27 protein-coding genes and 1 pseudogene are annotated in these 24,264 nt (G+C 37.8%); 4 read left to right on the top strand and 24 right to left on the bottom strand.

What is annotated here, in order from left to right; translation table 11 throughout:
- Positions 1 to 34 precede the first annotated feature (34 nt).
- From AWW73_RS05085 to AWW73_RS05060, 6 genes are all read right to left on the bottom strand, one after another.
- Positions 35 to 412 (bottom strand): nuclear transport factor 2 family protein, encoded by a 378-nt coding sequence (locus tag AWW73_RS05085; RefSeq protein ID WP_057067789.1) that lies wholly within the window; start codon positions 410 to 412, stop codon positions 35 to 37.
- Between the two features lie 28 nt (positions 413 to 440).
- Positions 441 to 818, bottom strand: a complete 378-nt coding sequence (locus AWW73_RS05080) for a ribonuclease E inhibitor RraB (RefSeq protein ID WP_062848963.1) — start codon at positions 816 to 818, stop codon at positions 441 to 443.
- Between the two features lie 128 nt (positions 819 to 946).
- A complete protein-coding gene (locus AWW73_RS05075) occupies positions 947 to 1,612 on the bottom strand; it encodes an RluA family pseudouridine synthase (protein WP_062848962.1) in 666 nt (221 codons plus the stop codon).
- Positions 1,613 to 1,723: 111 nt separating this feature from the next.
- Positions 1,724 to 2,425: a DUF1003 domain-containing protein gene (locus AWW73_RS05070; RefSeq protein WP_062848961.1), complete on the bottom strand. Its 702-nt coding sequence runs from the start codon at positions 2,423 to 2,425 to the stop codon at positions 1,724 to 1,726.
- 682 nt (positions 2,426 to 3,107) lie between these two features.
- Positions 3,108 to 4,307: an MFS transporter gene (locus AWW73_RS05065; protein WP_062848960.1), complete on the bottom strand. Its 1,200-nt coding sequence runs from the start codon at positions 4,305 to 4,307 to the stop codon at positions 3,108 to 3,110.
- 197 nt (positions 4,308 to 4,504) lie between these two features.
- Positions 4,505 to 5,089 carry a TetR/AcrR family transcriptional regulator gene (locus AWW73_RS05060; protein ID WP_062848959.1) on the bottom strand — a complete coding sequence of 195 codons (585 nt, stop codon included), beginning with the start codon at positions 5,087 to 5,089 and terminating at the stop codon, positions 4,505 to 4,507.
- Positions 5,090 to 5,338: 249 nt separating this feature from the next.
- On the opposite strand from AWW73_RS05060, the gene AWW73_RS05055 reads away from it, so the two are divergent.
- Positions 5,339 to 6,040, top strand: coding sequence for an SDR family NAD(P)-dependent oxidoreductase (locus AWW73_RS05055; protein ID WP_062848958.1), 702 nt, complete (start codon positions 5,339 to 5,341; stop codon positions 6,038 to 6,040).
- Between the two features lie 79 nt (positions 6,041 to 6,119).
- Here the strand turns inward: AWW73_RS05055 and AWW73_RS05050 are convergent, their stop codons facing one another.
- From AWW73_RS05050 to AWW73_RS05020, 7 genes are read right to left on the bottom strand one after another with little or no spacing between them, the layout of a single operon-like run.
- Positions 6,120 to 6,578: a hypothetical protein gene (locus AWW73_RS05050; RefSeq protein WP_062848957.1), complete on the bottom strand. Its 459-nt coding sequence runs from the start codon at positions 6,576 to 6,578 to the stop codon at positions 6,120 to 6,122.
- Positions 6,579 to 6,603: 25 nt separating this feature from the next.
- Positions 6,604 to 6,960, bottom strand: a complete 357-nt coding sequence (locus AWW73_RS05045) for a hypothetical protein (protein ID WP_062848956.1) — start codon at positions 6,958 to 6,960, stop codon at positions 6,604 to 6,606.
- 13 nt (positions 6,961 to 6,973) lie between these two features.
- On the bottom strand, positions 6,974 to 7,384 hold the full coding sequence (locus AWW73_RS05040; RefSeq protein ID WP_062848955.1) for a hypothetical protein: 411 nt from the start codon (positions 7,382 to 7,384) through the stop codon (positions 6,974 to 6,976).
- A 9-nt stretch (positions 7,385 to 7,393) separates the two neighbouring features.
- Positions 7,394 to 7,879, bottom strand: coding sequence for a hypothetical protein (locus AWW73_RS05035; RefSeq protein ID WP_062848954.1), 486 nt, complete (start codon positions 7,877 to 7,879; stop codon positions 7,394 to 7,396).
- A 27-nt stretch (positions 7,880 to 7,906) separates the two neighbouring features.
- On the bottom strand, positions 7,907 to 8,272 hold the full coding sequence (locus tag AWW73_RS05030; RefSeq protein WP_032064048.1) for a lipoprotein: 366 nt from the start codon (positions 8,270 to 8,272) through the stop codon (positions 7,907 to 7,909).
- Positions 8,272 to 9,513, bottom strand: coding sequence for a hypothetical protein (locus AWW73_RS05025; protein ID WP_062848953.1), 1,242 nt, complete (start codon positions 9,511 to 9,513; stop codon positions 8,272 to 8,274). Before AWW73_RS05025 ends, AWW73_RS05030 begins: the two co-directional genes overlap by 1 nt.
- A gap of 8 nt (positions 9,514 to 9,521) precedes the next feature.
- Positions 9,522 to 12,302 (bottom strand): DUF2345 domain-containing protein, encoded by a 2,781-nt coding sequence (locus AWW73_RS05020; RefSeq protein WP_062848952.1) that lies wholly within the window; start codon positions 12,300 to 12,302, stop codon positions 9,522 to 9,524.
- A 261-nt stretch (positions 12,303 to 12,563) separates the two neighbouring features.
- Here AWW73_RS05020 and AWW73_RS05015 point away from each other — a divergent pair, with 261 nt between their 5' ends.
- The gene (locus tag AWW73_RS05015; RefSeq protein ID WP_062848951.1) at positions 12,564 to 13,256 is read left to right on the top strand and encodes a tetratricopeptide repeat protein; all 693 of its coding nucleotides are present in this window, start codon (positions 12,564 to 12,566) and stop codon (positions 13,254 to 13,256) included.
- Between the two features lie 679 nt (positions 13,257 to 13,935).
- Entirely contained in the window at positions 13,936 to 14,220 is a 285-nt protein-coding gene (locus AWW73_RS05010) for a hypothetical protein (RefSeq protein ID WP_062848950.1), read from the top strand.
- A gap of 103 nt (positions 14,221 to 14,323) precedes the next feature.
- Here the strand turns inward: AWW73_RS05010 and AWW73_RS05005 are convergent, their stop codons facing one another.
- Complete coding sequence (locus tag AWW73_RS05005) at positions 14,324 to 14,743, bottom strand: NUDIX hydrolase (protein WP_062849000.1); 420 nt, start codon at positions 14,741 to 14,743, stop codon at positions 14,324 to 14,326.
- 115 nt (positions 14,744 to 14,858) lie between these two features.
- On the opposite strand from AWW73_RS05005, the gene AWW73_RS05000 reads away from it, so the two are divergent.
- Positions 14,859 to 15,203 (top strand): hypothetical protein, encoded by a 345-nt coding sequence (locus AWW73_RS05000; RefSeq protein WP_062848949.1) that lies wholly within the window; start codon positions 14,859 to 14,861, stop codon positions 15,201 to 15,203.
- 230 nt (positions 15,204 to 15,433) lie between these two features.
- Here AWW73_RS05000 and AWW73_RS04995 read toward each other — a convergent pair whose 3' ends face one another.
- The 10 genes and pseudogenes from AWW73_RS04995 to prpC form a co-directional block, all read right to left on the bottom strand.
- On the bottom strand, positions 15,434 to 15,934 hold the full coding sequence (locus tag AWW73_RS04995; protein WP_062848948.1) for an NUDIX hydrolase: 501 nt from the start codon (positions 15,932 to 15,934) through the stop codon (positions 15,434 to 15,436).
- A gap of 268 nt (positions 15,935 to 16,202) precedes the next feature.
- Positions 16,203 to 16,712: a GNAT family N-acetyltransferase gene (locus AWW73_RS04990; RefSeq protein WP_062848947.1), complete on the bottom strand. Its 510-nt coding sequence runs from the start codon at positions 16,710 to 16,712 to the stop codon at positions 16,203 to 16,205.
- 407 nt (positions 16,713 to 17,119) lie between these two features.
- Entirely contained in the window at positions 17,120 to 17,695 is a 576-nt protein-coding gene (locus AWW73_RS04985; protein WP_062848946.1) for a DUF4126 domain-containing protein, read from the bottom strand.
- A 122-nt stretch (positions 17,696 to 17,817) separates the two neighbouring features.
- Positions 17,818 to 17,952: a zinc ribbon-containing protein gene (locus tag AWW73_RS19065; protein WP_001983336.1), complete on the bottom strand. Its 135-nt coding sequence runs from the start codon at positions 17,950 to 17,952 to the stop codon at positions 17,818 to 17,820.
- Positions 17,953 to 18,474: 522 nt separating this feature from the next.
- Entirely contained in the window at positions 18,475 to 19,074 is a 600-nt protein-coding gene (locus AWW73_RS04980; RefSeq protein WP_062848945.1) for a hypothetical protein, read from the bottom strand.
- 106 nt (positions 19,075 to 19,180) lie between these two features.
- Positions 19,181 to 19,252, bottom strand: a pseudogene (locus AWW73_RS19310) (hypothetical protein); the annotation flags it as partial.
- A 152-nt stretch (positions 19,253 to 19,404) separates the two neighbouring features.
- On the bottom strand, positions 19,405 to 19,866 hold the full coding sequence (locus tag AWW73_RS04975; protein ID WP_062848944.1) for a hypothetical protein: 462 nt from the start codon (positions 19,864 to 19,866) through the stop codon (positions 19,405 to 19,407).
- 78 nt (positions 19,867 to 19,944) lie between these two features.
- On the bottom strand, positions 19,945 to 20,163 hold the full coding sequence (locus AWW73_RS04970; protein WP_062848943.1) for a hypothetical protein: 219 nt from the start codon (positions 20,161 to 20,163) through the stop codon (positions 19,945 to 19,947).
- 76 nt (positions 20,164 to 20,239) lie between these two features.
- A complete protein-coding gene (gene acnD, locus AWW73_RS04965; RefSeq protein ID WP_062848942.1) occupies positions 20,240 to 22,846 on the bottom strand; it encodes a Fe/S-dependent 2-methylisocitrate dehydratase AcnD in 2,607 nt (868 codons plus the stop codon).
- Positions 22,846 to 24,003, bottom strand: a complete 1,158-nt coding sequence (gene prpC / locus AWW73_RS04960; protein WP_004795430.1) for a bifunctional 2-methylcitrate synthase/citrate synthase — start codon at positions 24,001 to 24,003, stop codon at positions 22,846 to 22,848. Before prpC ends, acnD begins: the two co-directional genes overlap by 1 nt.
- Positions 24,004 to 24,264: the final 261 nt, after the last annotated feature.

Raw genomic sequence — 24,264 nt, 5'->3', positions numbered from 1 at the left:
ATAAAAAAGCCCGAATTATTTCTCGGGCTTTTCATTAAAACATACCATTTTCATTGATGAGGGGGTCGGGCTGTACTTGACCGATATCCCAAAACTCAGCAATTTTACCCTTTTCAAAACGGCAAATATGAACCACGGCCAAGGTGGTTAAACCATTCATTTGCATTTCAAGTTTTGAATGCACAGCAACCAAATCACCCTCTTCAATGACATGTTGAACATCAAAGACTTTGTTAGGCGTTTCAATTGCACTTTCACGCATCCCTTCCTTCAAAGAAGTCGCATCACCTGCAAAATAAGGGTTGTGATGCTTGAAGTTCGGCGCAGTGTAATTGCTATAGGCTTCATCAACTTCACCAGCTGCGGCAAGCTCTAAAAACCGTACTGCAATTTGCTTTTGAGATAAGTTCATATTTATCTCCTACTCTTTATTTTAGACCTTACTGCAACAGGTCATCTTCTTCGTCTTCCTCGAAGATATAAGCCATACAGCCCCAGCCATCATATTCGCCCTGAAATTTCTCAGCGATGCTAGCAAACCATTGTTCCAAATCAACAATATCTGAGTACTCAGGTTCCATGTTGACAAAGATGGTAATCACCCATTCATTTGGCTCAACAGAATCATCTTGGAAAAGTGAAACTTTTTGTTCTTGGTAAAGCAAATAGAGTGCGCATTGCTCTGCATTTTTCTGATCTTGAAAAGCAATAGAAAATTCAATTTCATGCAGCTCGGTTAAATCATCCCCATCTTCAGCCATTTGCCAAAGTACGTTGCCGTTATCGTCATCTGGAAATTGTTCGTAGTCACGAGTCATAAAGTGATCCTTGTTGTTGTCGCAGTATTAATATTATTCGACATCCAGAATACCCGACTTTTATTGCAGTTTGGGTATATATTCCGTTCCCAATTGCATCAAATTAAATTTTTAATTGTATATAAATTTTAAAAAGGCACCTGTGATTCAATCGCCACATCCGTTCCATTTAATGGATGCTGGAAAGCCAAATATGCAGCATGTAAGGCCATTCGGTTTAAGTGAAAACGTTTAGGCTCAGGATGATAAAGCTTATCACCCATAATCGGATGACCAATATGCATCATGTGGACGCGTAGCTGATGCGAACGCCCTGTTACCGGTTCAAGTAATACTCGACTTTGATCAGTATTTTCATCATAAACCAAAGGCTGAAATAAGGTTTTGGCATGTTTGCCTAACTCAAAATGTACAATTTGTCTTGGACGATTTTCCCAGTCGGTAATGAGTGGAACTTCAACGCTGCCCTCTTCTGCGACTTGGCCTTGTACCAAAGCAATATAATGTTTTTTGACTGTTCTGGCCTGAAACATTTTACTTACCGCAACTTCTGCATCACGATGTTTAGCAAACATAAGTAAGCCTGATGTCGCCATATCTAAACGATGAGTGACCTTAGCCAAAGGGAACTTTTCCAGCACCCGTAAATAAGCGCTGTCATGATGTTTAGGTAAACGACCCATGACCGACAACAGGCCAGCAGGTTTATCAACCACAATTAAATCGTCATCTTCAAATAAAATTGAAAGCGGATCTTGTGGCGGAGCGTAAACAAAATTGTCGTTTAAAGGCATGGTCGTAGAAACAGCAATGGAGCATGGCGTCAAATCATAAAGAAATTTCGGACCTACCGCAAAATAATCTATAGCGCTCTACTCATGTTCCACGTGAAACTCGGAAAAACTTTATCGTTTTTTATTCATTTCAGCCAAAAGATCAAGCTGAATTTCTTGAATATGTGCAAGCCTTTCCCACTGATGCGACAAAAGGTGATCCATTTTTTCATGCAAATGGCGAATTTCAAGCTCAGCTTTTAAATTAATTTGATAGTCATGTTGGGAACGCAGCCGATCTTTAGCTTCTTGGCGATTTTGGCTCATCATAATAATAGGCGCTTGAATTGCAGCTAAACATGACAACACTAAATTCAGCAAAATAAAGGGATAAGGGTCAACAGGACGTACGACCATCACCACCGTGTTTAGAATAATCCAACCTGTCAAAAATAAAGCAAAACAAATCAGGAAAGCCCAACTACCACCAAAGGTTGCGATCTTATCTGCTAGCTTTTCTCCAAATGTCCAATTTTGATCAAAATCTGATTCGGTATTTCGGCTAATTAGCTCGTGGCGTTGCATACTGCCAATGACTTCATTTTCTAAATTAGATAATTCACCCTTTTCCGAGCGTAATAGCGACTGCACATATTTAATTCGATAATCTGCCAGATCGGCCCGACAAATAAAGCTTAAGTAATTCCAATCTGGATAGTCTTTTAAAATTTCGTCACTGATCACATTACGAATGACTTCACCAGACACCAGATCTTTTAAAGGAAAATTTTTCCCACAAACGGCGCACTGCCGAAATTGATTTTTATTCTCCATATTATTCAGCTCGTTATTATGATAACAAGGTTATTATATAAACAATTTTGGCTGATCACATCGTAAATAAAAATAGCGCTCTAACCTAAAATCTGTAAAGTCGCTGGTACTATTTTTCGAGAGACAGACATCACAGGCTTCATATGATGAGATTTGAATGTCAGGAGGTAGCGCAGAAAGATAAGGCTTATTAATATATTATATTTTTGCAAATTATTATTTTTATTATAGAGAATTTTTTAGGGTGTCAAGGGAAACCATCTATGGTTTACTTCAACAATTATAACTTTGTAAGTTAGAACCTTTTGCCTATAAACTTTTGATCTATAGCGTCCTAAGCCGAATCGAGACCTTTTGGGTGAGTACACACTAACGTTATACGTTTTGGTGCATGCTACTCTTTTCGATCCCTATCACACCCTTGAGATATAGTTTAGCCAGCACCCTGCGGGATTGTTTTTCTAAGAAAAGCTAATTTTTAATATTTTTGGGAATTTTTACGTCATTATACAAATTTAAAAGAAATTATTCCCATTTACCTATAATTAGTTATATTTAAATTCCACTTTATTTGTGTTTTTCGGTTTATTTTACCAAGTCATTAATTATTTTGAGCGACAGTACATCAAGCTATAAAAATTAAGTTACCCTTCACTTTTTAACCATGAAGGGCAAAAATCTTTTATGAAGAAATAAAATCATGTTTACGGGCATGGTAAACAGTACATAACGCAATCAGGGCAAAAGCCAGCATGAACCACGGAAAATAGGCTGCCCCAAAACTTTCAAGCAATCCACCACCAACCATTCCACCGAATGCGATAGCAAAGTTAAATACCGTGACCAACATAGACTGCGCCACATCTGCTTCGTGACCCGCAGTATTTGCCAGAGCTGTTTGTAATAGTGTGGGTGCCCCACCAAAAGTGACTCCCCATAACACAACACCCACCAATACAACAAAACTTGAATAACTATAAACACCTAACAGCACTGTTGCGATAGCAAAGATAAATAAGCTTAAAAGCGTTATTTTTCTTAATGAACGATCAATAAACATCCCTGTAATGAGAATGCCTACAATTGAAGAAATGCCGAATATAAACAGGATAGTCTCAACGTTGTATGTCTGCCCTGTCGAGACCAAAAAGGGTGAAATATAAGTATAGAGAATGCTATGTGCCAATATCCAAAGAAAGACGACTGCTAAAACAGCTCTAATGCCCGGCATTAAAAGAACTTTTAAAATGGGTAACCTTTTTTGCGCTGACTGCCCTACAAAATCAGGAATGCTAAAACGAATCCAGACAAATAAAATCAATGCCAATAAAGACATGATCCAAAACACGCCACGCCATTCAAACAATGTTCCCAACCACGCACCCAAAGGAACTCCTATTGATAAAGCTATCGGTTGCCCAACCCCAGCGATTGCTAAAGCTCGTCCCTGATACGATGCAGAGACCATGCGTCTTACATAACCCGCTAAAAGCCCCCAAATAACACCCGCTGCCATCCCTGCAATAAAACGAGCAATTAAAGTCAGAGTATAGTCATTTGATAAGGCAGTAATCGCGTTAAATAAAAGTAACCCTGCAATAGCACTGAGTAATAAGGGTCTCCGATTCCAACTACGGGTAAGGCTAATCAGCGGTATTGCTGCTAAAACAGAACCTAAGGCATACGCTGCTATAAACTGCCCTGCATAAGCTTCTGAAATATGTAAGCCTTGACTGATTTGGGGCAAAAGCCCTGCTGGCATGGTTTCTGTCATGATGGTCAGAAAGCCTGCAACTGTAAAAGCCAATAGTTTCCAAATTGGTAATTGAGTAGAGAATTCATCAGTTAACTGATGAGATGTTTCATTACTCTTAGTATTCATAAAGCTTTACTCTCAAATTCTTTTACAGCGTACTTACTCTGCTCTGCATCGCTATATGTTTGTTTTATCAGGTTAGGATGGGAAGACATTTGTTCCCCATGTGAACTAAAGTCATCATTATGGAATGATCATTCCAATTTAAGTTAAATAAAAACCTTAACTATTCAGCTCAACCATAGTTAAGGTTTAAATGAGTTTTATAAAACGTTTAAAGCAACCTCGACCACATCCATTAAACATTGCTTTCTTTGTTCAAGTGGGCTGCCTTTCCCTAAAACACGTAAACCTTGCATGGTGTTTAGAAAGAAACTTGCTAATGCGCGTGGATTTTGGGTAGAAGAAATTTCACCAGATTGTTGAGCTTTAATTAACAAACTCTCTAAAGCATGTTGAAGTTTCTGTAGGTTACTTGCAACGAATTGAGAGACATCTTCATCATGTCCAGCCAGTTCCAAACAAGCATTTGCAACGAGACAGCCTTTGTGTTCTGGATCACTTAGCTCATCTTCAACAATATTAAGAAGTAATTGTCGAATAAGTGCTTTCGAAGAACCTGAACCAGACAATAGCTTCACATTGTTAAGCGTGGTTAAAAGCTCATAACGCTGTAACGCTTTTTGATAAAGACCCTGTTTGTTTTGAAAGGTGCTGTAAAGGCTACTTCTTGATAGTCTCGTACCGTCAACCAAATCTTGCACTGAAGTTGCAGCATAACCACGACGCCAAAAAACTTGCATTGCAGCATCAGCAATTTCATCAGTTTCAAATTCTTTGGTTCGCATAAATACACTTAACAGGAACGATCGTTCCAATTAATTTATGACAGGAAGATAGAGAAGTCAAATTAATAATTCTTTCAACAGCGCATGTTTAGCCGAATAACTCATGTAAAGTTGACTCCCTAATCCCCGCTTTTAAGCATTTTTATTCTTTGGGCACTATTCTTAGAGATAACTTTTGCGCTTGAATACATTATAAAAACATATTATAAACTATTCCTAACCAAATGATTGGTTTTTTGGAACTTTATAATGAACAACAATATTATAATTTTTGGTTATGGAACAGGTATTTCCAAAGCCGTGGCACATAAGTTTGGTAAAGAAGGCTATAAAATCGGTTTAGTGGCACGTAATGCTGAAAAACTCGGAAAAGCCATTTTAGAACTTAAAACACAAGGTATTGAAGCTTACGCTTTTACATGTGATTTAGCAGTTCTTGAAGATATACCAAATCTTATTAAACGTATTAAAGATCAATTCGGAGAGATTAAAAATATTCATTGGAATGCTTTCCATGATATTGAAGGCAACATATTAAAAACCCCTCCACTAGAGCTTACCAAAAGCTTTCATATTCGCGTTTCAAGCTATATTGCTACGGTACAAGCTTGCCTACGTGATTTAGAAAAGAATAACGGTAGTATTTTATCAACCAATGGAATTTTTGCATTCGATGCAGTGGGAATAGATTTAGTTGCCAAAGAATATTCATCTTTAGCAATTGCCGCTGCCGCTCAATATAAAACCACTAATTTACTTGCTCATAGTCTTGCTGACTCAAATGTTTACGTAAGCCAAGTGATTGTGAATGGCTTCGTAGATGGAACAGCAGGCGCACAAGATAAGACCTACACAGTACATCCAGAAACCATTGCGGAGCAGTTTTGGTACTTACACCAGCATAAGCAAGAAACTGTCTCTCTTTGTGGTGAAGCAATTCAAGCTGCTTAAAATTGTTTGTTAGGAAAGAACAAGCGTAATCAATTACGCTTGTTCTACTTTTTGAAATTTATACTTTTTGGGTGCAAAATTATTTTTCATACTCTGAAGGATCAATTTTGTATTTTTTAAATAAAATAGAGCGTACAGAATCATTGATACTGTCATCATATTTAATGATTAAATAAATATCTTTCTTGGTTAAAGGAATAGTTTTTAAAATATCATTTAGCTCTGTACTTCTAATGGAGCGTACTTCACTTGGTTGCTTAGATATTTCTGGATCTTGTTCTTCAAACTTAAAGTCTACACCTTGTAAGTTAAAATAAACCATAACTCTTCTATTTAAAGAATCACTATCATCATATAAAACTGTTCCTGCTGGAAGGATTGTATATGATGCATAGTTATCAAAATTTGATGCTATCCGCAAAGGTTTTTCTAGAACATGAATTTCTGGTGTTTTTGCAAGCTTCCAAAAGTAATAGTTTAATAAGGACTGAATGATGAAAAGTAAAATTAGTATGGTAATTAATAAATTCTTTTTCATATCTACTTCTTATTAAAAATATCTTTTATTCTTTAACTATAAATTCATAGGTTTTATTTAGCTTGTCATCGCCTCGCCCATAAAAATATGCATTCACTACAATTTTGTATCTTCCTTTATATTTAGGAATACCCTCTATTTTTATATGATTGTATCCATCTATATCATCTACTGGAGCAATCTTAACTCCATGATTTTCTGGAATATTAGAGGTTAATTCAAAATGTTGCTCAGAGACTTTACCACCTGTAATTTTTAATTGCTGGGTATATGTTTGCCCTACGTAAGCAACTGGAAGACTTTCAGGTTCAACCGTATATTTATCCCGACATCCGCCTGTAAGTAAAAATGGAATTACGCAAACTATCCAGAAAAATTTCATAGTCTTAATCAAATTATTTTTCTTCCCATACAATTGGAAATTTTTCCGATTTAGAGACATTACCAATCATTGTAGAAAAAATTGCTTGGCATTCTAAGTTAATTTTTTTAACTGAACTTATATCTATAGGTTCACAGCTTCTATTATCACTATTTGAGCAGAATTCTACAGATACATCAATTTTGTTATTTTCAATTTTATCTATATAAGCATCCAATATTTGATTGTTATTAGCAGTATTTTTGCAAACAATTTTTTTTGATGAAGATTCTTTTACTTTATCTAGAACCTCATTATTTTTAAAATTAATAGAAAAATTTAACTTTTCATTACTTTTCAGGATATGATCTATTGTGAAATGTGAAATTTCTTCACTACATCCAGTTAAAAAAATTAGCCCGGATAAGTAAAGAATTTTTTTCATTTAAATATTCTATTTAAAAATGGATTTTCTTATAGTCTCTTTTGATATTAAAATATCATCTGCTACAACTTTACTACTTTGTAGTAAGCCCCCAAAAATCACTCTACAAGACATATTGTTAGTTAATAATTTTTCCAATTGATTCTTATCGATACATACATTCATTGATTCATCTTCGCAAACTTTGAAGTATCCAGACAAAATATGTTTTCCATTCTTTAATTTTTCTCCTTCGACTGAGATAGCACCTACAATAAGATAATTTTTAATATTATTGCACTTAAAATGTGAATATTTATAATTTCCGTCTTGATAAATATTTTTTAAATCATCAGTTATGTCTAAATTAAATTTAAAAATATCACCACTCATACCATCCATATGAGAATAAGTTAAGTTCTTAAGGGCTATATCCTTAAAATTTTCTTTCTCATTTTTGGCTAAAGGACTACAACCTGACAATAAAATGGATAAAATAATTAAAAAATTTCTCATAAATTATTTATAAATCTTTGAAATATTTTATTTAGAATTAACCTTGTAAGTATATTCCTTTGTAAATTTTCCATCGCCACTACCATATATTCCACCAGAGATTTTAATTTTAAAATCACCACTATATTTTGGAACCCCATAAATAACTAAATGATTATATGCATCAGAAACATCTTGATTTATTGGTTTAACAACAACTCCCATATCCTCTTTAAAATCTGTAGTTATTTGTACAGTATAAGGTATAACCACACCTCCACTTACATCTATTTTTTGATTATATAACTTACCCACTGTACCTGCAGGGATTTGATTAGGCTCAACTGGATAATCCTTCTTACCACACCCAGAAAGTACAATAGTAAGAAATAAAAATATAAAAGACTTATTCATTAAAAAATTTCCTTTTTAATAATCATCGCAAAAAAAACTTTTTTTTCAAAATTATACAATGATAATTTTGACTTAATCACTTGAGTGTTTACTCCCCATGAGAATGCTTTGAGTTTTACATCAGTTTTATAGGGGTCCGTTGAAGAAGTTATAGCTTTTCCATCAGGTTGTTTTAACTTATCTGTCCAAACAATCCAGTGGTCTGGTAGACTTTGTGTTCCTGAACTTGAACCACTATTTAATAAGCTTGCGGATATCAAAGTAACTATATAATAATCTGGACCAGCATACTTATTAATCTCACCAATTAAAGTAGGATTATAGCCAGTTATATAAAATGGAAAAGTCTTTAGAATTTTAAACCCTGAACTTTTAAACCAACTTTCCATTTCCCACCAAGCGGTGATACCTGCAACTTCTTGACTAGGATCTTTTAATTGGAATGCTTTATTCTCAGATTCTCTTAAGCTAGCTAAAGTTATCCAATCAATTGGTGGAATTTTAGGTAATTCACCATCATAAAAATTCTTTACTCGCCGACACCCACTTAAGGATGGCTTAATCTCTAAATTACCAATTTTTGTAAGTCCCTTCTCCCAAAGTTGTTTTACTGCTAGTTTATATTTAGTAGGGCTTAAATTAATAAGGCAGAAAAAATATGCAGCAGGACCACATAAAGAAGCATAAGATTGGTCAGGTAATGGTTCATTTAAACGGGCCTGTAAACCTGCTTCAATCTGTATCTTTGAAAATGGATCCTTAGCTTCTCCAGGCTTACAGCCCGGATCTATACATTGAAAAATTCTTTCTCTACTCAAATTGAGCTGGAATGTGTTTTTCGAATTATTGTCTTTGATGACTTTAGTCACATAATTAGCTTCATTATACTGTAACTTACTTATATTATTATTCTGGCTAAAATTTGCGGAAGTATAAGATTCAACCTTATCTGGCACAATATAATTACTTAATACTAAAGCTTCTTTTCCACTGATACTTAATCTATATAAGTCAATAATAATTACACAATCTCTTATACCTTCAATACCTAACTTACTTCCATCTATCTCAGCAGATCTTGTTTGATAAAGATTATTTCCTACTTTTTTGAATTCATTACTCGTAAAAAGTATCGAAGTTTCTGCTTTATTTTTTACAGTATTGTAAACGTACAACCTATACTTTAATAAGCTAGGTTTTACATTTGTTTCCAAAACAACATACGGATAATACTTTGCCATTATTATTTTTACTCTATATCAATTTTTTCATCTTTAAATAAATGAAGTGATATCTCTTCCGGTTGGTAGGATTTAAATAGATCTGTATATCCCTTTTCATCCGTACGACCTTCTACAATATCCCCATTAGGTAAGAAAGCGATATATTTGTGATTTGCAAAGTTATTGCCATCTTTATCTTGCAAAAAATATCTCAAGTTATATTTATTAATCTCACCTAATACAGGTAACGCAGGAACATTAGCATTCGCACTCCCGCCTCCCATAAACAAATGCTGCCCAGCCTTCACCTCAAACTTGCCACCAGTAGTCATAAAAATGCCTGAACCAGTAATTTTGACTTGAGAGCCGCCTGCGGTGAGTACAATTTCTTTCGCTGCTGTGGCCTCAATTTTGTCTTCTGCTGAAATAATCTGAACAGCTTTTCGGGCTATTAAATCTGCTCCGTCACCTTGTGCTTGTATTTCAACTTTGCCTTTACCTGCATAGAGTCTCGCCCCTTCTTGCGCGGCAAAAAGGCTGATCTTGTTTTGGGCATGTGCAATCAAGTTCTTTTGGGTAGATAGGTTGATGCTGTCTCCGGCAGTTTGGTTGAGCTGCCCATCTGCACTTAAGTGAATGTCTTCGTTACTGCTCAGCGCGATGCTATTTGGGCTCGCCAACAACATAATCGCCTCTTTAAAGGTTTTGGCTTTTGCGTTGTCTTGCTGTTCAAGTTTTTCAATAAAGGATTTTAGGTTTTCTAAATTTTCTAATGGGTCAGTTTGCTGATTTTTAGCAACTTCACTGAGTGCCTTGGCATTGCTAAGGCCTCCTTCGATTTGCTGTTTAGCCTCAGCCGCGTCTAGGTGTACACCTTGAGCTTGGTCTTGTTTATGGGTACTGATGAGTAAGCCACTGCCTGCTCGAACTGCACCCCACTGGTCTGTTCGTAGCTCGAAACCCTCACCTCGACCATCACTTTCGGCTTTGTCTTTTGGGTGGCTTAAGTTACCCAAGTTGAGTTGGCTAGCCGCATGGCTGCTTTGGAGCTGGGCACTGATCTGACCTGTAGTGTCGTCAAAACGTAACTGGTTAAAGCCTTTGCCATCGACTTCTTCGGAGCGGATGCCGCTGAGTTTTTTGGTGTCAGGTAGCTGCCCTTTCTGGTCGAACTGGGTTGGGTGACGTTCAGCTTCGTGAATACGTCCCACCACAAATGGACGGTCAATATTGCCGTCAAAAAAGTCGATGACCACAATCTCACCGACACGTGGCAAGAAGCGTGCGCCATAACCTGCACCTGCCCATGGGGTGAGTACATCGACCCAAGCGGAGTCGGTGTCATTGTCGTTACTTCCCGCTCCACCGTCATGACTATGGTCGTCAGCTCGGGTAAATAGGAAGCGGACTTTAATGCGTCCCCACTGGTCGACATGAATGCTTTCACCTTCCAGCCCCACCACTCTAGCGCGCTGTGGGTAAGCTGCTGGTCGGTGTTCTAGTGGGCTATATTCAGGCACAGCTTTAATGTTGCGACGAACCACGTTCAGCTCAGCATAGTGGCGCTGCTCAGGGTTTTGGCTATCGAGTTGGGCTGCCTTAAGCTTGTCTTTTGGTAATAAGTGCTCAAGTTGCTGTTGTAATTCTTTCGGTAAATTATTCTGGTTGTAGTAGTGCTTGCTTAAGATTAAGAACTCTTTATCAGCACTGTCATGCTGGTCGAGTTCGGGATGGTCATTCAGCTCAAACCAGTAACCCACTTGTGCATCGCGGACGTTGCCCGAAACCATAAACTGTTTAGAACTCAGGTGATGATAAGCATTGATGTGTTGGTTTAACTGTTCGATCTGGCTATTGCCCGATGCTGTCGCTTGGTCTTCACCGTTTAAGTCTTGCATCCAAGCGGGGCTGACGTGCCATGCATCTTCAAGGTTCAGGCTGGCATTGTCATAGTGTTCACTGTGCTGCTGCTTACCTTGAACACTGCCACTGCCTTCTTCTTGTTGTAGGGCATCGGCTTGCCAGCGTTGTACATGTACCGAAGTCGGTTGTAAGCGGCGCTCAGCTTTAACTTGGGTAATGGTATCGAACTGTTCTGTGGCACTGCTGCGTTGATAACGTAGGCTACGACGGTCAAGCGCCTGATAATTTTGGTTATCGTCAATTAAACGTAGTACTTGTGGCTGAATAGAAGCATTTGGATCTGCAACAAAAAGCTGAGATTCATCGACCAGCCAGTTAATGCCTTCACTACGCCATAGACGAGTTAAAAAGTCATAATCGCTTTCATTTGACTGCATCACAAATGGACGCACATCGTAATCTTTCGTTAAACCTGCTGTGTCGAGCGTTAAACTTGAGGCAAATAACGGGCTTTTGCCTTGCCATTCTTTAAACAGAATTTCGCTAATATCTCGCACGCTTTTGTTCATAAACACGCGGCTATTACGGCGTTTATGCCAAAGTGCAGTTGGATCTTTTAAAGTTAAATTATAAATGGTGAGTGAGCCGTCGCTTTGACCTTGGCTCGCTTCGGTAATAATGCCCGTGGTTCTAAAAAACTGACCTGTGTCAGTGACCTGATCGACAGCAACCTGACAACCAATAAATTGTTTTAATGCAATATGCGCGTTTGTCGACAGACACAGCAACTCAGCAACGCTGCCTTTGTTGAGGGTATGTTCGCCCTCAATGCGTTGCAAGAAGACTTGCTGATTTAAAGACTGATTTGAGAATTGGATATGAACAGCGCGATTTTGTGAAACAAGGCCTAAACGCTCCAATATACTCGACACACTCATCTGCATTTTTATTATCAATCAAACTTATATTTAGACCGCATTTTAATTAAAAAAAGACTAATCTGTCTATCTATACTAATTTTCAAAATGTAACTAGTCTAAATATGCTGTTTTAGGTTAATTTGTTATTAAATAGGTATTTAAACTGTAAAATCAGATCATTTTAAAGCCCTATAAACCACCAAGATACATTTAATATTTTTCATGCATAATCAAACAGATAGCAAGAAAAATAAATATTCAAATTAATAAAATTCAGGATGAGATATGAAAATAAAAAAGTCTGCTTTTTATATATTTACCGTGATTTTCTCATTTCATTCTTCAGCATTTGCGGAACCGAGTGTCGCCGATATTCAATATCGTGCACAGCAAGGACAACCGATTGCGCAATATCATCTTGGCATCATGCTTTTAACTGGTGAACAAGGTGTTGTTAAAAACTATGAACAAGCTTTTAAATGGTTAACTGCTGCTGACCAAAATGGAAGCGTGGGGGCAAAATATAGTTTAGGAATGATGTATTTCACGGGTACAGGCGTGGAAAAAGACATGAAACGCGCTTTTGACTATTTTGCTAAAGCTGCGGACAAAGGCCATGCCAAAGCGCAATATAACTTAGGGGTGTTATACGACAGGGGCGAAGGAACAGCGCAAAATTATGTGCAGGCGTTTGAATGGTTTAGTCGTGCTGCCGAGCAAGGCTATCCACCCGCAGAATATAATTTAGCTCAGCTATATAATAAAGGTCACGGCGTCACCCAAAGTGATGAGCAAGCGCTTAAGTGGTACACCAAAGCGGCTGAGCATGGCGAAAGTGATGCCCAGTACAACTTGGCCCAGATGTATTTAAATGGTGAAGGCACGCCGAAAAACCTACAACTGGCAAAGAAATGGTTCCAGCAAGCTGCCGATGCAGGCGATGTAGATGCCAAAGAAGTTCTTAAAAGTTTAGAATAAAGGTGCACCCATAATATTTTTGTTTATAAGATGATGAATTTCCATTATTAATAAAACTGCACATACAATTCATTTTATTATTTATTTTTTCTAATTAAATATAAACATTAATTCTATTATTTTTAAAATACATTTAGTTTTATTATTAAATCAAAAATATTTTAAATATTAAATTGACGCAATTAAAATCACCGATTATTATCTCGTTGCTGGCCTACATTTGCCAGTCGGTTATGACAGACCGCGAATAACAAAGACGATATGCAAAATTCTTATTTTGTGTGTCGAGAACTCGTTCGCCCCCTTTTTCTCTATGGTAGGGCGGAAGGGGGACACCTTTGTGTGTGCTGGTTCCTTTGTTTCCAGTCTGTCAACCCTCTTTCGTTCTACCACCATAATCAATTGACGGTGATCTGGTGGTAGGACTCCATTTTTTAAGGAGTTGACCATGATACTTATCAAATTTATTCCCTATCCAATTTAATCATTTTATTTATTTAAAATTTGGGTTTTCTATTGCCTATTTTTTTAAATTTATAAAGTATTTTTATTTTAAAACTTAAATTATTTTATTTTCCTGTGTTTATGGGAGGATTAATTATTACCTAAAAATTATTTTAAACCCTAAACCAATTATATTCTTATTCTACTCATAGATATAAATCATTATGAGAATAATATGACAATTTATAAACCTATTTTGGCTTTAAGTTTCATTCTAGGTAGTTTGGGTGTTTCGGGTTGCAACCTCCACACTCAGCAGGAGTTTGAAAAAATTTGCCTGTCGGGTGGGCACAGCAAGACCAGTTGCGAATGTATTTACCAGCGACTTGAACAAGCTTACTCCCCTAAGCTTATGCAGCACCTAGAACATGTCAGTTTGCAAAGCCCTGTTCTCCCACAGGACTTTGCCCCTACTTTTTTCAGCGTCATGCAGCGGTGTGACAAAAGTAGTCTGGGTTAAGCGTTTGGCTTGACCCCTTTATCTCTGTGTTGCAATGGTGTTTTACTTTAAATCAGCGCAAAAGATTAAAGTCTGTTGTGGCACAGAGGCCTAAGTTGTTTAGTTAGTTGAGCTTATATTTAGATTTAATAAATTCAAATAATTCTTTAAAAAGAGGATGCCATTCTTCTGTTGGAGGACTCAAAAAAGAGTGCCAGAAAAACTCGAAAGTTAATCCATTATCATCTTCACAAAAATGTGACCATTTATCTTTTAAAGCCTCATGTGTACTACATACAAAAACATGCCAATCAGGCCCTACCTCTGAAGGAATATGCTTACCTAGGTATGAATGAATTTGAGCATTCTTTATTCCAGATTCTTCATAAAGTTCGCGCAAAGCGGCATGTTCTAACTTTTCTTGATGTTCCACAGTACCTTTAACGATTTGAATTCCTGCTAAGGGATGTCTAAATACTAAAATCTCCAAATTATTATTTATTTCCCTAAATACCACAGGAACCACTTTTTCTATTAAAGCCATCATTATTTTCTTCTTTAAATTTAAGTGGATATTATAAAACGTAGTAAAATCTCAGCAATTTTATAATCAATCAAGCTATTCTGTGCTTACATTAAATTTTTGAACATTTATTAGAATGAACTATACATGGGATGAATTTGAGCAAAGACTCATTACCTATAGAGATGTAACTATTGATCTTGCAAGAATCTTAGATGCGTATGAACTTCAAATAAAAGAACTTCTTCAACAAATTCAATTATTAACTTATGAGGATTCTCTACCTATATTTAATCAGTTATATGAGATACAGGCTCATTTAGCTACAGCTAAGTTTCGCTATGACCTCGAATTAAACGAAACTTTAGATATATTTGTTTATCATTTCGATAGAGACGACAAAGAGCTTATAAGCCAATATTGGTATCAAAAATTAAAACAAAACAAGGATATTCTTTGGCCTTTACCTCAAGACGAATAGTCTCTTGTACGTTTTAACCTACAAACTTTTAGGGATTTTGCGGATTGGCGACTTACCGCTTTTTTCCTATGATGAGTTCATACAGGAACAGGATGTTCCGGAACACAAAACAACAATAATAGGTTCATGCATCAGGATCGTGAGATACGACAGGAGTCATATCTAGCAACCAAATACGAAAAAGCTCGACAGGATGTCGGGCTTTTTTTATATCGGAATGTTGGGAAATTTTAGGGATTAAAAATTTCAGGCAAGCTATCTGCAAGAATATTAGGGATATTGTTTGGATAAACAATCTCATCGGTTTGGCTAAGCTCATCAAACGTCCACCAACGACTTTTACTAATCACAAGCTTTTCATGTTCTGACCAGTTTGCTGTATTCACTTCTTCATTTTTAATAAAAATAATAAAAAGCCTTTCTTCAGAAATCACAACTTCTGCACTTGGTAGCATCATTTCAAAATTGCGTGTTGCAACATGAGCACCTACGTTTTGCCTGACTACACCTAGTTCTTCATAAAGCTCTCGGCAAGCTGCTTGCTCGAAGGTTTCCCCTTCTTCAAGCCCACCACCGACGGTTGCCCAATATGATTGTCCGGCCAAAGCATCATTTGTATGAGTGAATTGAAATAACAAAATTTTATGATTTTCATTAATCACTAATAGTCTTGAAGATTTTCTAATACGCATTTGATTTTTTCTTAAAGTAACAAGGTGGCTATTATTCATATTCAATTTGAAAAGTTAAATCATTTCTGAATGTACGTTTTAACCTACAAACTTTTAGGGATTTTGCGGATTGGCGATGCCCTGCTTTTTTTCTATGATGAACTCATACAGGAACAGGATGTTCCGGAACATAAAACAACAATAATAGGTTCATGCATCAGGATCGTGAGATACGACAGGAGTCATATCTAGCAACCAAATACGAAAAAGCTCGACAGGATGTCGGGCTTTTTTTATTGCCATTTAAAAATGCTCTAAAAGAAAATTCTTATACTGTTTTATTCACCACATACCGTTGAACTACTTGGTTGAGAGTAATTTCAGAATGAAGACGACCATTGTTTGCTTGAATGGTTTTTGCAGAAGCTAAATTAGATTTATAGCAATGTATATGTAACTCCGTTAGGCCTAACTTCCATGCCTCCTGAATTGTAAGCTCTAACAATTTCGAGCCAAAATTCTGTCCACGTTTAGAAGGACGAATACCTAAACCAATATGCCCACCGCAATATTCAATCTGTTCATTGAGTTTAAGTCGCAAGTTAGACGCGCCAATAATTTCATTACCTTCTACTAACCAATATGTAATGTTGGGAACATGCCCTTCTTCTAGGAATTCCCCTTTTTCATAATCTCTCAGTTTATTCAAAAATGATTCAAAATTTGTATGGTCAAACTCCGTTGTCAAAGGATGACGATCTTCATCTGCTAATTCATTAATATAGTTGTTATAGCTCTCTTTAAATCTTAAATGAGGTTTTACCAACATAACGGTCATTTATTTATTACTCCCGATAAAATTGTTCTTTTTACAACCAAACTTAAACATAACATATTGTTATCAATAGCAACTCTTATTCCTCTCAACATCTTAAATGATTAGGTATAAAAGTAAGCCCCTTATATTCGCCCCTGTTGTAACTACAAAATGCCCTACACCACATTTTTAATGTACGTTTTAACCTACAAACTTTTAGGGATTTTGCGGATTGGCGACATCCTTCTTTTTTCCTAATATGAACTCATACAGGAACAGGATGTTCCGGAACACAAAACAACAATAATAGGTTCAAGCATCAGGAGCGTGAGATACGACAGGAGTCATATCTAGTACCCAAATACGAAAAAGCCCAACAGAACGTTGGGCTTTTTTTATTGCTATTTAAAAATATATTTAGGCTAAACCTATAGAGGACTATGCGCCTGTTCTTGCTTTTTATGGCGTATCCAACGTACCGCTAAAATAACCGCAATCAGCACCACTACGGCAACAAGCGCAGGCACTACCATGGCTGAAACTGAAAGCAAGATTGCTCCAACCCACTCTCCTGTCGCAACGACAAAATTACCCAAGCCACCCGTAGTTGCAGTTGAAACACCGCGTGCAGCAACGGTACTCATTTGCACCACACCTGCCGTACCACCACCGACAATTATGGCTGCTGCCCAACTGGCAAACTGAGACATTTCTCCGCTGCTAACCGCCATTGTCGCTAATGTACCCGCAATCATCGCCGCAGGAGTTGCAACTGTGTCTAAGGCATTATCGACCCACGGAATATAGTAAGCTGCTACTTCACACACCGTTGCCACGCCTAAAGCCAAACACACCGATGGCAGAGCTAACCATTCAAAACCTTTTGATGGCTCAAACCATCCCATCATGGTTGCAATGCTCATGACCAGTAGCGGCACAAACACCCGAAAACCGCAGGCAGCGCTCAGCCCCACGCCAATACATAAACCCAATATAGTTTCCATAACGGTTTCCTTCTCATGCCCATCACGGGTCTTGTTATGTAAGTCTTATTTTTAAATTAACAAAAAGCCCCATCAGGTGACAGGGCTTTTTGTTAAATGCGAACGCAAATATTATTTCATTCTTAACGTTTAAATTGCGTGCAGTAGCATTTCGTGCAAGGTGGTAAAGGGTCGGTGTTAATTTCTAAAAACACTCTATGTCCGCACTGAGCACAGAAATAGAAGCCTGTTCCGGGTTTTTCGCCAGCTGTTACCATGATTACATTCCTATAATCGTATATATATTAAACAGGAATATAACCCACTTAAAGTGAATGTCAATTGTCCATTTCGCCCGATGATGATGGCATAAATGCAAAAAATGTTATTTGTACGATTTATCTTACACAGATTTAGGGATTTAGCGGATTGGCTGTCCCCTGCTTTTTTTCTATGATGAACTCATACAGGAACAGGATGTTCCGGAACATAAAACAACAATAATAGGTTCATGCATCAGGATCGTGAGATACGACAGGAGTCATATCTAGCAACCAAATACGAAAAAGCTCGACAGGATGTCGGGCTTTTTTTATTGATATTTAAAATGATGTTTAGGCTAAACCTATACAGGACTATGGGGCTGTTCTTGCTTTAATTTTGATTATTTATTGACTTTTTTGACTGGTAATAGCAACGAAAAAGCCAAAATATTTTATAAAATTTTCTCTAATTCAGAAAAATCTATTTAACTCTCTACCCTACAAATAATTGAATAGAAAACATACTAGTGAATTTCATCATTTGTAGACAGATACAAATATCTTTTCACTTCTTTTTGATACATTTAATGCCATAGATTGAGTTTCAGGAAATTGCTGAGTTATAAAACTTCGGGCAGATTCATATGTTGAATAATCAAAATCAACTAATGAAATAGTATCATCAAATATCAGCCCATTAGGATATTTCTTTTTATTAAATTTTATATAAAACCATAAATCACCCTCAGAATTTGGAGGTAATATATAACTACTTTTTTCATCCGGAAAACTTATATCAAAACCACCATTATATCTTTTCTCAGAAATATCATTTTTATTGGCTAATTGTATTTTATCATTTATTTTAACTCCCACATGATATTGTCCTAAGTTTTTATTATTACATGCTATTTTTAAAGTAAATCTATCAATAGGTTGAGCTCTACATTTTGTCATCACATTTGGTATAAGCAATAAAATCTGTTTATTTGCTTCAATTGCGATCTTTTTCTTTTCTAATATTAACTTAGGCTCTTCGATTCTTTTGAATGTAATCTCATATGTTACAACAACAGTTACGACTGAAGCTATTAATCCACTTATTAATCCAGATAGCACAGATGCGCCGATACTCATAATTCTATTCCATATCTTTATCAACAAAAAAGTATTTATATAGTGATAAAAACCCCATCATCAAGACAGTATTTTTATTCAATTTCAATTATTTACATACTAAATATCAAGCCACTCGGCCTTCTAAAAAGTCCTGTGCAAAACGCTGTAATACACCACCCGCTTCATATACAGAAACTTATTCTGTATCTAAATACATTCAAGTATCAGGATCGTGAGATACAACAGGTGTTGTATGTAGTAACCAAATACAAAAAATTCCGACGGGATCTCGTTTTTTTATTTATCAAAATTATTTATTACATTAATAGTTATTTGTCATTTTCAAACTCACCACATTGAATTAATACACACTACAGTTAAAAAAAACATTGCAAAGAAGAAACAATAATTATTACAAACAATCTTAATTCCATTCTTTTTGAAATTAAAATATCTATTTTCAATATCAACTAACTTATTTAAGGCTTTACTTTTCTCATCTACTGACAAATCACTTCGCTCAACTTCATTTTTATATTTAAAAATCAGTTTTTTAAATGGCTTATTTTTTTCCTCTTCCGATAACTCTCCTGACTTTTTCCATAACTCAGAGTTTGAAATATAGTAGAAAAAGAAAAGAATAATTCCTATAAATGCTAATATCTTTATAAACTTTTGCTCATTAGGAATACCTATCCAACCGATTGTTGAAATAAATAACCAGATACTATGTTCATTTAATTTTTCGTAATAATCAATTACAGCCTTATTTAATAATTCAATTTTTTCAAAAATATTTTCAACAGACATATTTTTACTTAGCCCAAAATTAAACTTAATATTAAAAACTCTTACCCTGAATACTTTTATCGAATTTTAATAATTAAATTATTCATATAAAGTTTTAGCGTATCTCATAATATAAGAATTTAGACCATCTCCATTTCTAGCTAGTTGTTTCATATCTTCAACTCGGGCAGCTCCCGCACTTCGATAACTATAAGTATAAATTTTAAAAGTTCTATCAAACTGCACTCTTATATATGTATCACCAATTTCATATGCAAAAACGCCAGAATCACCGTCTAAATCTAAGTATCTTTCCATTCTTATTCTCAACAAAAAACCCCATCATCAAGATAGGGCTTTTTTTGAACAATATCAATAATGTTTAACTAAGGTATTAAGCCACTTGGCCTTCTAAAAAGTCTTGCGCAAAACGCTGTAATACACCGCCCGCTTCATATACAGAAACTTCTTCTTCTGTATCTAAACGGCAAGTCACAGGCACTTCAACAATCTCTTCTTTACCATCCGCTGTGGCACGTTCAATCACTAAAGTTAAAGTCGATCGTGGTGCAATATTACCAATTACGCTATAAAGCTCTGTACCATCTAGTTTTAAAGTCTTGCGGTTTACACCCGGTTTAAACTCAAGCGGTAACACGCCCATACCCACCAAGTTAGTACGGTGAATACGCTCAAAACCTTCTGCCACAATCGCTTCTACACCTGCAAGGCGTACACCTTTCGCAGCCCAGTCACGGCTTGAACCCTGACCGTAGTCAGCACCCGCGATAATGATTAACGGTTGCTTACGGTTCATGTAGGTTTCAATTGCTTCCCACATACGCATCACTTCGCCTTCTGGCTCTACACGCGCTTTTGAACCTTGCTTAATGGTACCGTCTGAACGAACCACCATTTCGTTATAAAGTTTCGGGTTGGCAAATGTTGCACGTTGTGCAGTCAAGTGGTCACCACGGTGCGTTGCGTATGAGTTGAAGTCTTCTTCTGGTACGCCCATTTTGTGAAGATATTCACCCGCAGCCGAGTCCATCAAAATCGCGTTTGACGGCGACAAGTGATCGGTGGTGATGTTGTCACCCAAAATCGCAAGCGGACGCATGTTCGCCAAAGTACGTGGTGCAGCCAACGCCCCTTCCCAATATGGTGGACGGCGAATGTAAGTACTTTGCGGACGCCAGTCATAAAGCGGACTTTCAGCTTCTTGAGTTACACCTAAGTCAAACATTGGAATGTAGACTTTACGGAACTGTTCAGGTTTCACGGCTTCTTTTACTAAGGCATCAATTTCAGCGTCAGATGGCCAGATGTCTTTGAGGTAAATCGGGTTACCTTCTTTGTCATGACCTAACGCATCTTTTTCGATATCAAAACGAATCGTACCTGCAATTGCATACGCCACAACAAGCGGTGGAGATGCCAAGAACGCCTGTTTTGCATATGGATGGATACGACCATCGAAGTTACGGTTACCAGACAATACTGCTGTTGCGTACAAGTCACGGTCAATAATTTCTTGCTGAATAGCTGGATCTAACGCACCCGACATACCATTACACGTCGTACAAGCGTAAGCCACAATACCAAAACCAAGTTGCTCTAAGTCTTTTAGAACACCCGCTTCTTCAAGGTAAAGTGCAGCCGCTTTTGAACCCGGTGCAAATGATGATTTCACCCAAGGTTTACGAACTAAACCTAGCTCATTTGCCTTACGTGCCAACAAACCTGCCGCCACAGTGTTACGCGGGTTAGAAGTGTTGGTACATGAAGTAATTGCAGCAATAATAATTGCGCCATCTGGCATTAAACCATCAGAACGGTTTTCAACAACACCTGCAATACCTTTTTCCTTAAGGTCCGCAGTTGAAACACGTGCATGTGGGTTTGATGGGCCAGCAATGTTACGTGTGACTGTTGATAGATCAAAACGAAGTACACGTGGGTACTCTGCTTTGGTCATATCAGATGCCCAAAGGCCAATTTCTTTTGCGTACTGTTCAACCAATGCCACTTGAGCATCTTCACGGCCTGTTAGGCGTAAGTAGTCAATTGTGTTTTGGTCGATATAGAACATCGCAGCCGTAGCGCCATATTCTGGTGTCATGTTCGAAATGGTTGCACGGTCGCCCACAGACATGCTGTCAGCACCTTCACCAAAGAATTCAAGGTATGCACCCACCACGCGCTCTTTACGCAAGAATTCAGTTAGAGCAAGTACGATATCTGTTGCAGTAATGCCTGCTTGACGCTGACCTACAAACTCAACACCAATAATGTCTGGCAGACGCATCCAAGATGCACGACCCAACATTACGTTTTCAGCTTCTAAGCCACCCACGCCCACAGAAATTACGCCCAAAGCGTCTGTATGTGGTGTATGTGAGTCTGTACCAACGCAAGTGTCTGGGAATGCTACGCCATCACGCGCCTGAATGACCGGAGACATTTTCTCTAGGTTAATCTGGTGCATAATGCCGTTCCCCGCAGGGATCACATCGACATTTTTAAATGCGGTTTTAGTCCACTCAATAAAGTGGAAACGGTCTTCGTTACGACGGTCTTCAACAGCACGGTTTTTTTCAAAAGCGTCTGGGTCAGCACCACCATATTCCACTGCTAAAGAGTGGTCGACAATGAGCTGAGTCGGCACAACGGGGTTGACTTTAGATGGGTCACCGCCTTTGTCGGCAATCGCATCACGCAAACCTGCAAGATCAACCAGTGCAGTTTGCCCCAAGATGTCATGACACACAACGCGCGCTGGATACCAAGGAAAGTCCAAGTCCTGACGGCGTTCAATTAACTGCGTTAAATAGGCAGTTAAGTTCTCGGCATCGGCACGGCGTACCAATTGCTCTGCGAGTACTTTAGAGGTGTAAGGCAGTTTTTCGTATGCGCCTGGCTGAATATCTTCAACGGCTTGACGCACGTCATAATATTCGAGCTGGGTACCTGCCAGCGGTTTACGGTATTTTGTGTTCATTAACCACGCTCCGCCAATGGTTTAAATTCGAGGTTTTCAGGGCCTGTGTAGTTTGCGCTTGGACGAATGATTTTGCCGTCTTGGCGTTGTTCAATCACGTGCGCTGACCAACCTGCTGTACGTGCAATCACAAATAACGGTGTGAACATTGCAGTTGGAACACCCATTAAGTGATAGCTTACTGCACTGAACCAATCGAGGTTCGGAAACATGTTTTTCACTTCTTTCATCACTGCTTCTAAACGCTCAGCGATAAGGTACATTTTGGTGTTCTCTTGCGCTTCAGCCAAGTCGTGCGCCACTTTCTTGATCACTTCGTTACGTGGATCAGAAACTGTATAGACAGGGTGACCAAAACCAATTACGACTTCTTTATTTTCAACACGTTTACGGATGTCAGCCTCTGCTTCATCTGCGTTGTCGTAACGTTGTTGAATGACGAATGCAACTTCGTTCGCACCACCGTGCTTAGGTCCGCGAAGCGCACCAATACCGCCTGTAATTGCCGAGTACATGTCAGAGCCTGTACCTGCAACCACACGTGACGTAAATGTTGATGCGTTGAACTCATGCTCAGCGTACAAAATAAGAGATGTATGCATTGCTTGAATCCATTCTTCAGATGGCTTTTCGCCATGAAGCAAATGTAAGAAATGCGCTGCAATTGAGTCGTCATCTGTTTCAACTTCAATACGACGGCCGTTGTTGCTGAAGTGATACCAATAAAGCAACATTGAGCCTAGGCTTGCCATTAATTTATCAGCAATGTCTTTTGCGCCAGCTTCATTGTGGTCTTCGTGTTCTGGTGTTAAACAACCTAAAACTGAAACACCTGTACGCATCACGTCCATTGGGTGTGCAGACGGTGGTAATTGCTCAAGTGCTGTTTTAAGTGCTGCTGGTAAGCCACGAAGTGCTTTTAATTTTGCTTTATAGGCTTTCAACTCAGCTTTGTTTGGCAGTTTGCCATGTACGAGCAAGTGAGCAACTTCTTCAAACTGGCTACCCGCTGCAAGGTCAAGAATGTCATAGCCACGATAGTGTAAGTCGTTACCGCTACGTCCTACGGTACAAAGTGCTGTGTTGCCTGCAACTTGTCCGCTCAGTGCAACTGATTTTTTTGGTTTGAAGCCTGTTGTTGTTTCATTTGAGCTCATAAGATTTTCCTTTCCTATCTATCTGAATTTATTTATTAAGCACGACGGAGTCGTACCATTTTCACTTCTTATTTCAGGATTAACCTTCGGTTCGACCTATTTTTGTTTTGGCAAAAGTAGGCAAAACCATTGTCATCTGCAAAACTCGTCCACAACCATCGAATATCCTATCCATCGCAGAACCATTTTTAAAAAATGTAGTCCTGTCTCAAACAGTTGCAGATGACGCCTCCGAGTATCAGATTCCAATTAATCAACTTT

It is taken from the genome of Acinetobacter lactucae (genome assembly GCF_001605885.1).
Taxonomy (GTDB): domain Bacteria; phylum Pseudomonadota; class Gammaproteobacteria; order Pseudomonadales; family Moraxellaceae; genus Acinetobacter; species Acinetobacter lactucae.
This window is presented reverse-complemented; position numbering and strand designations above follow the sequence as displayed.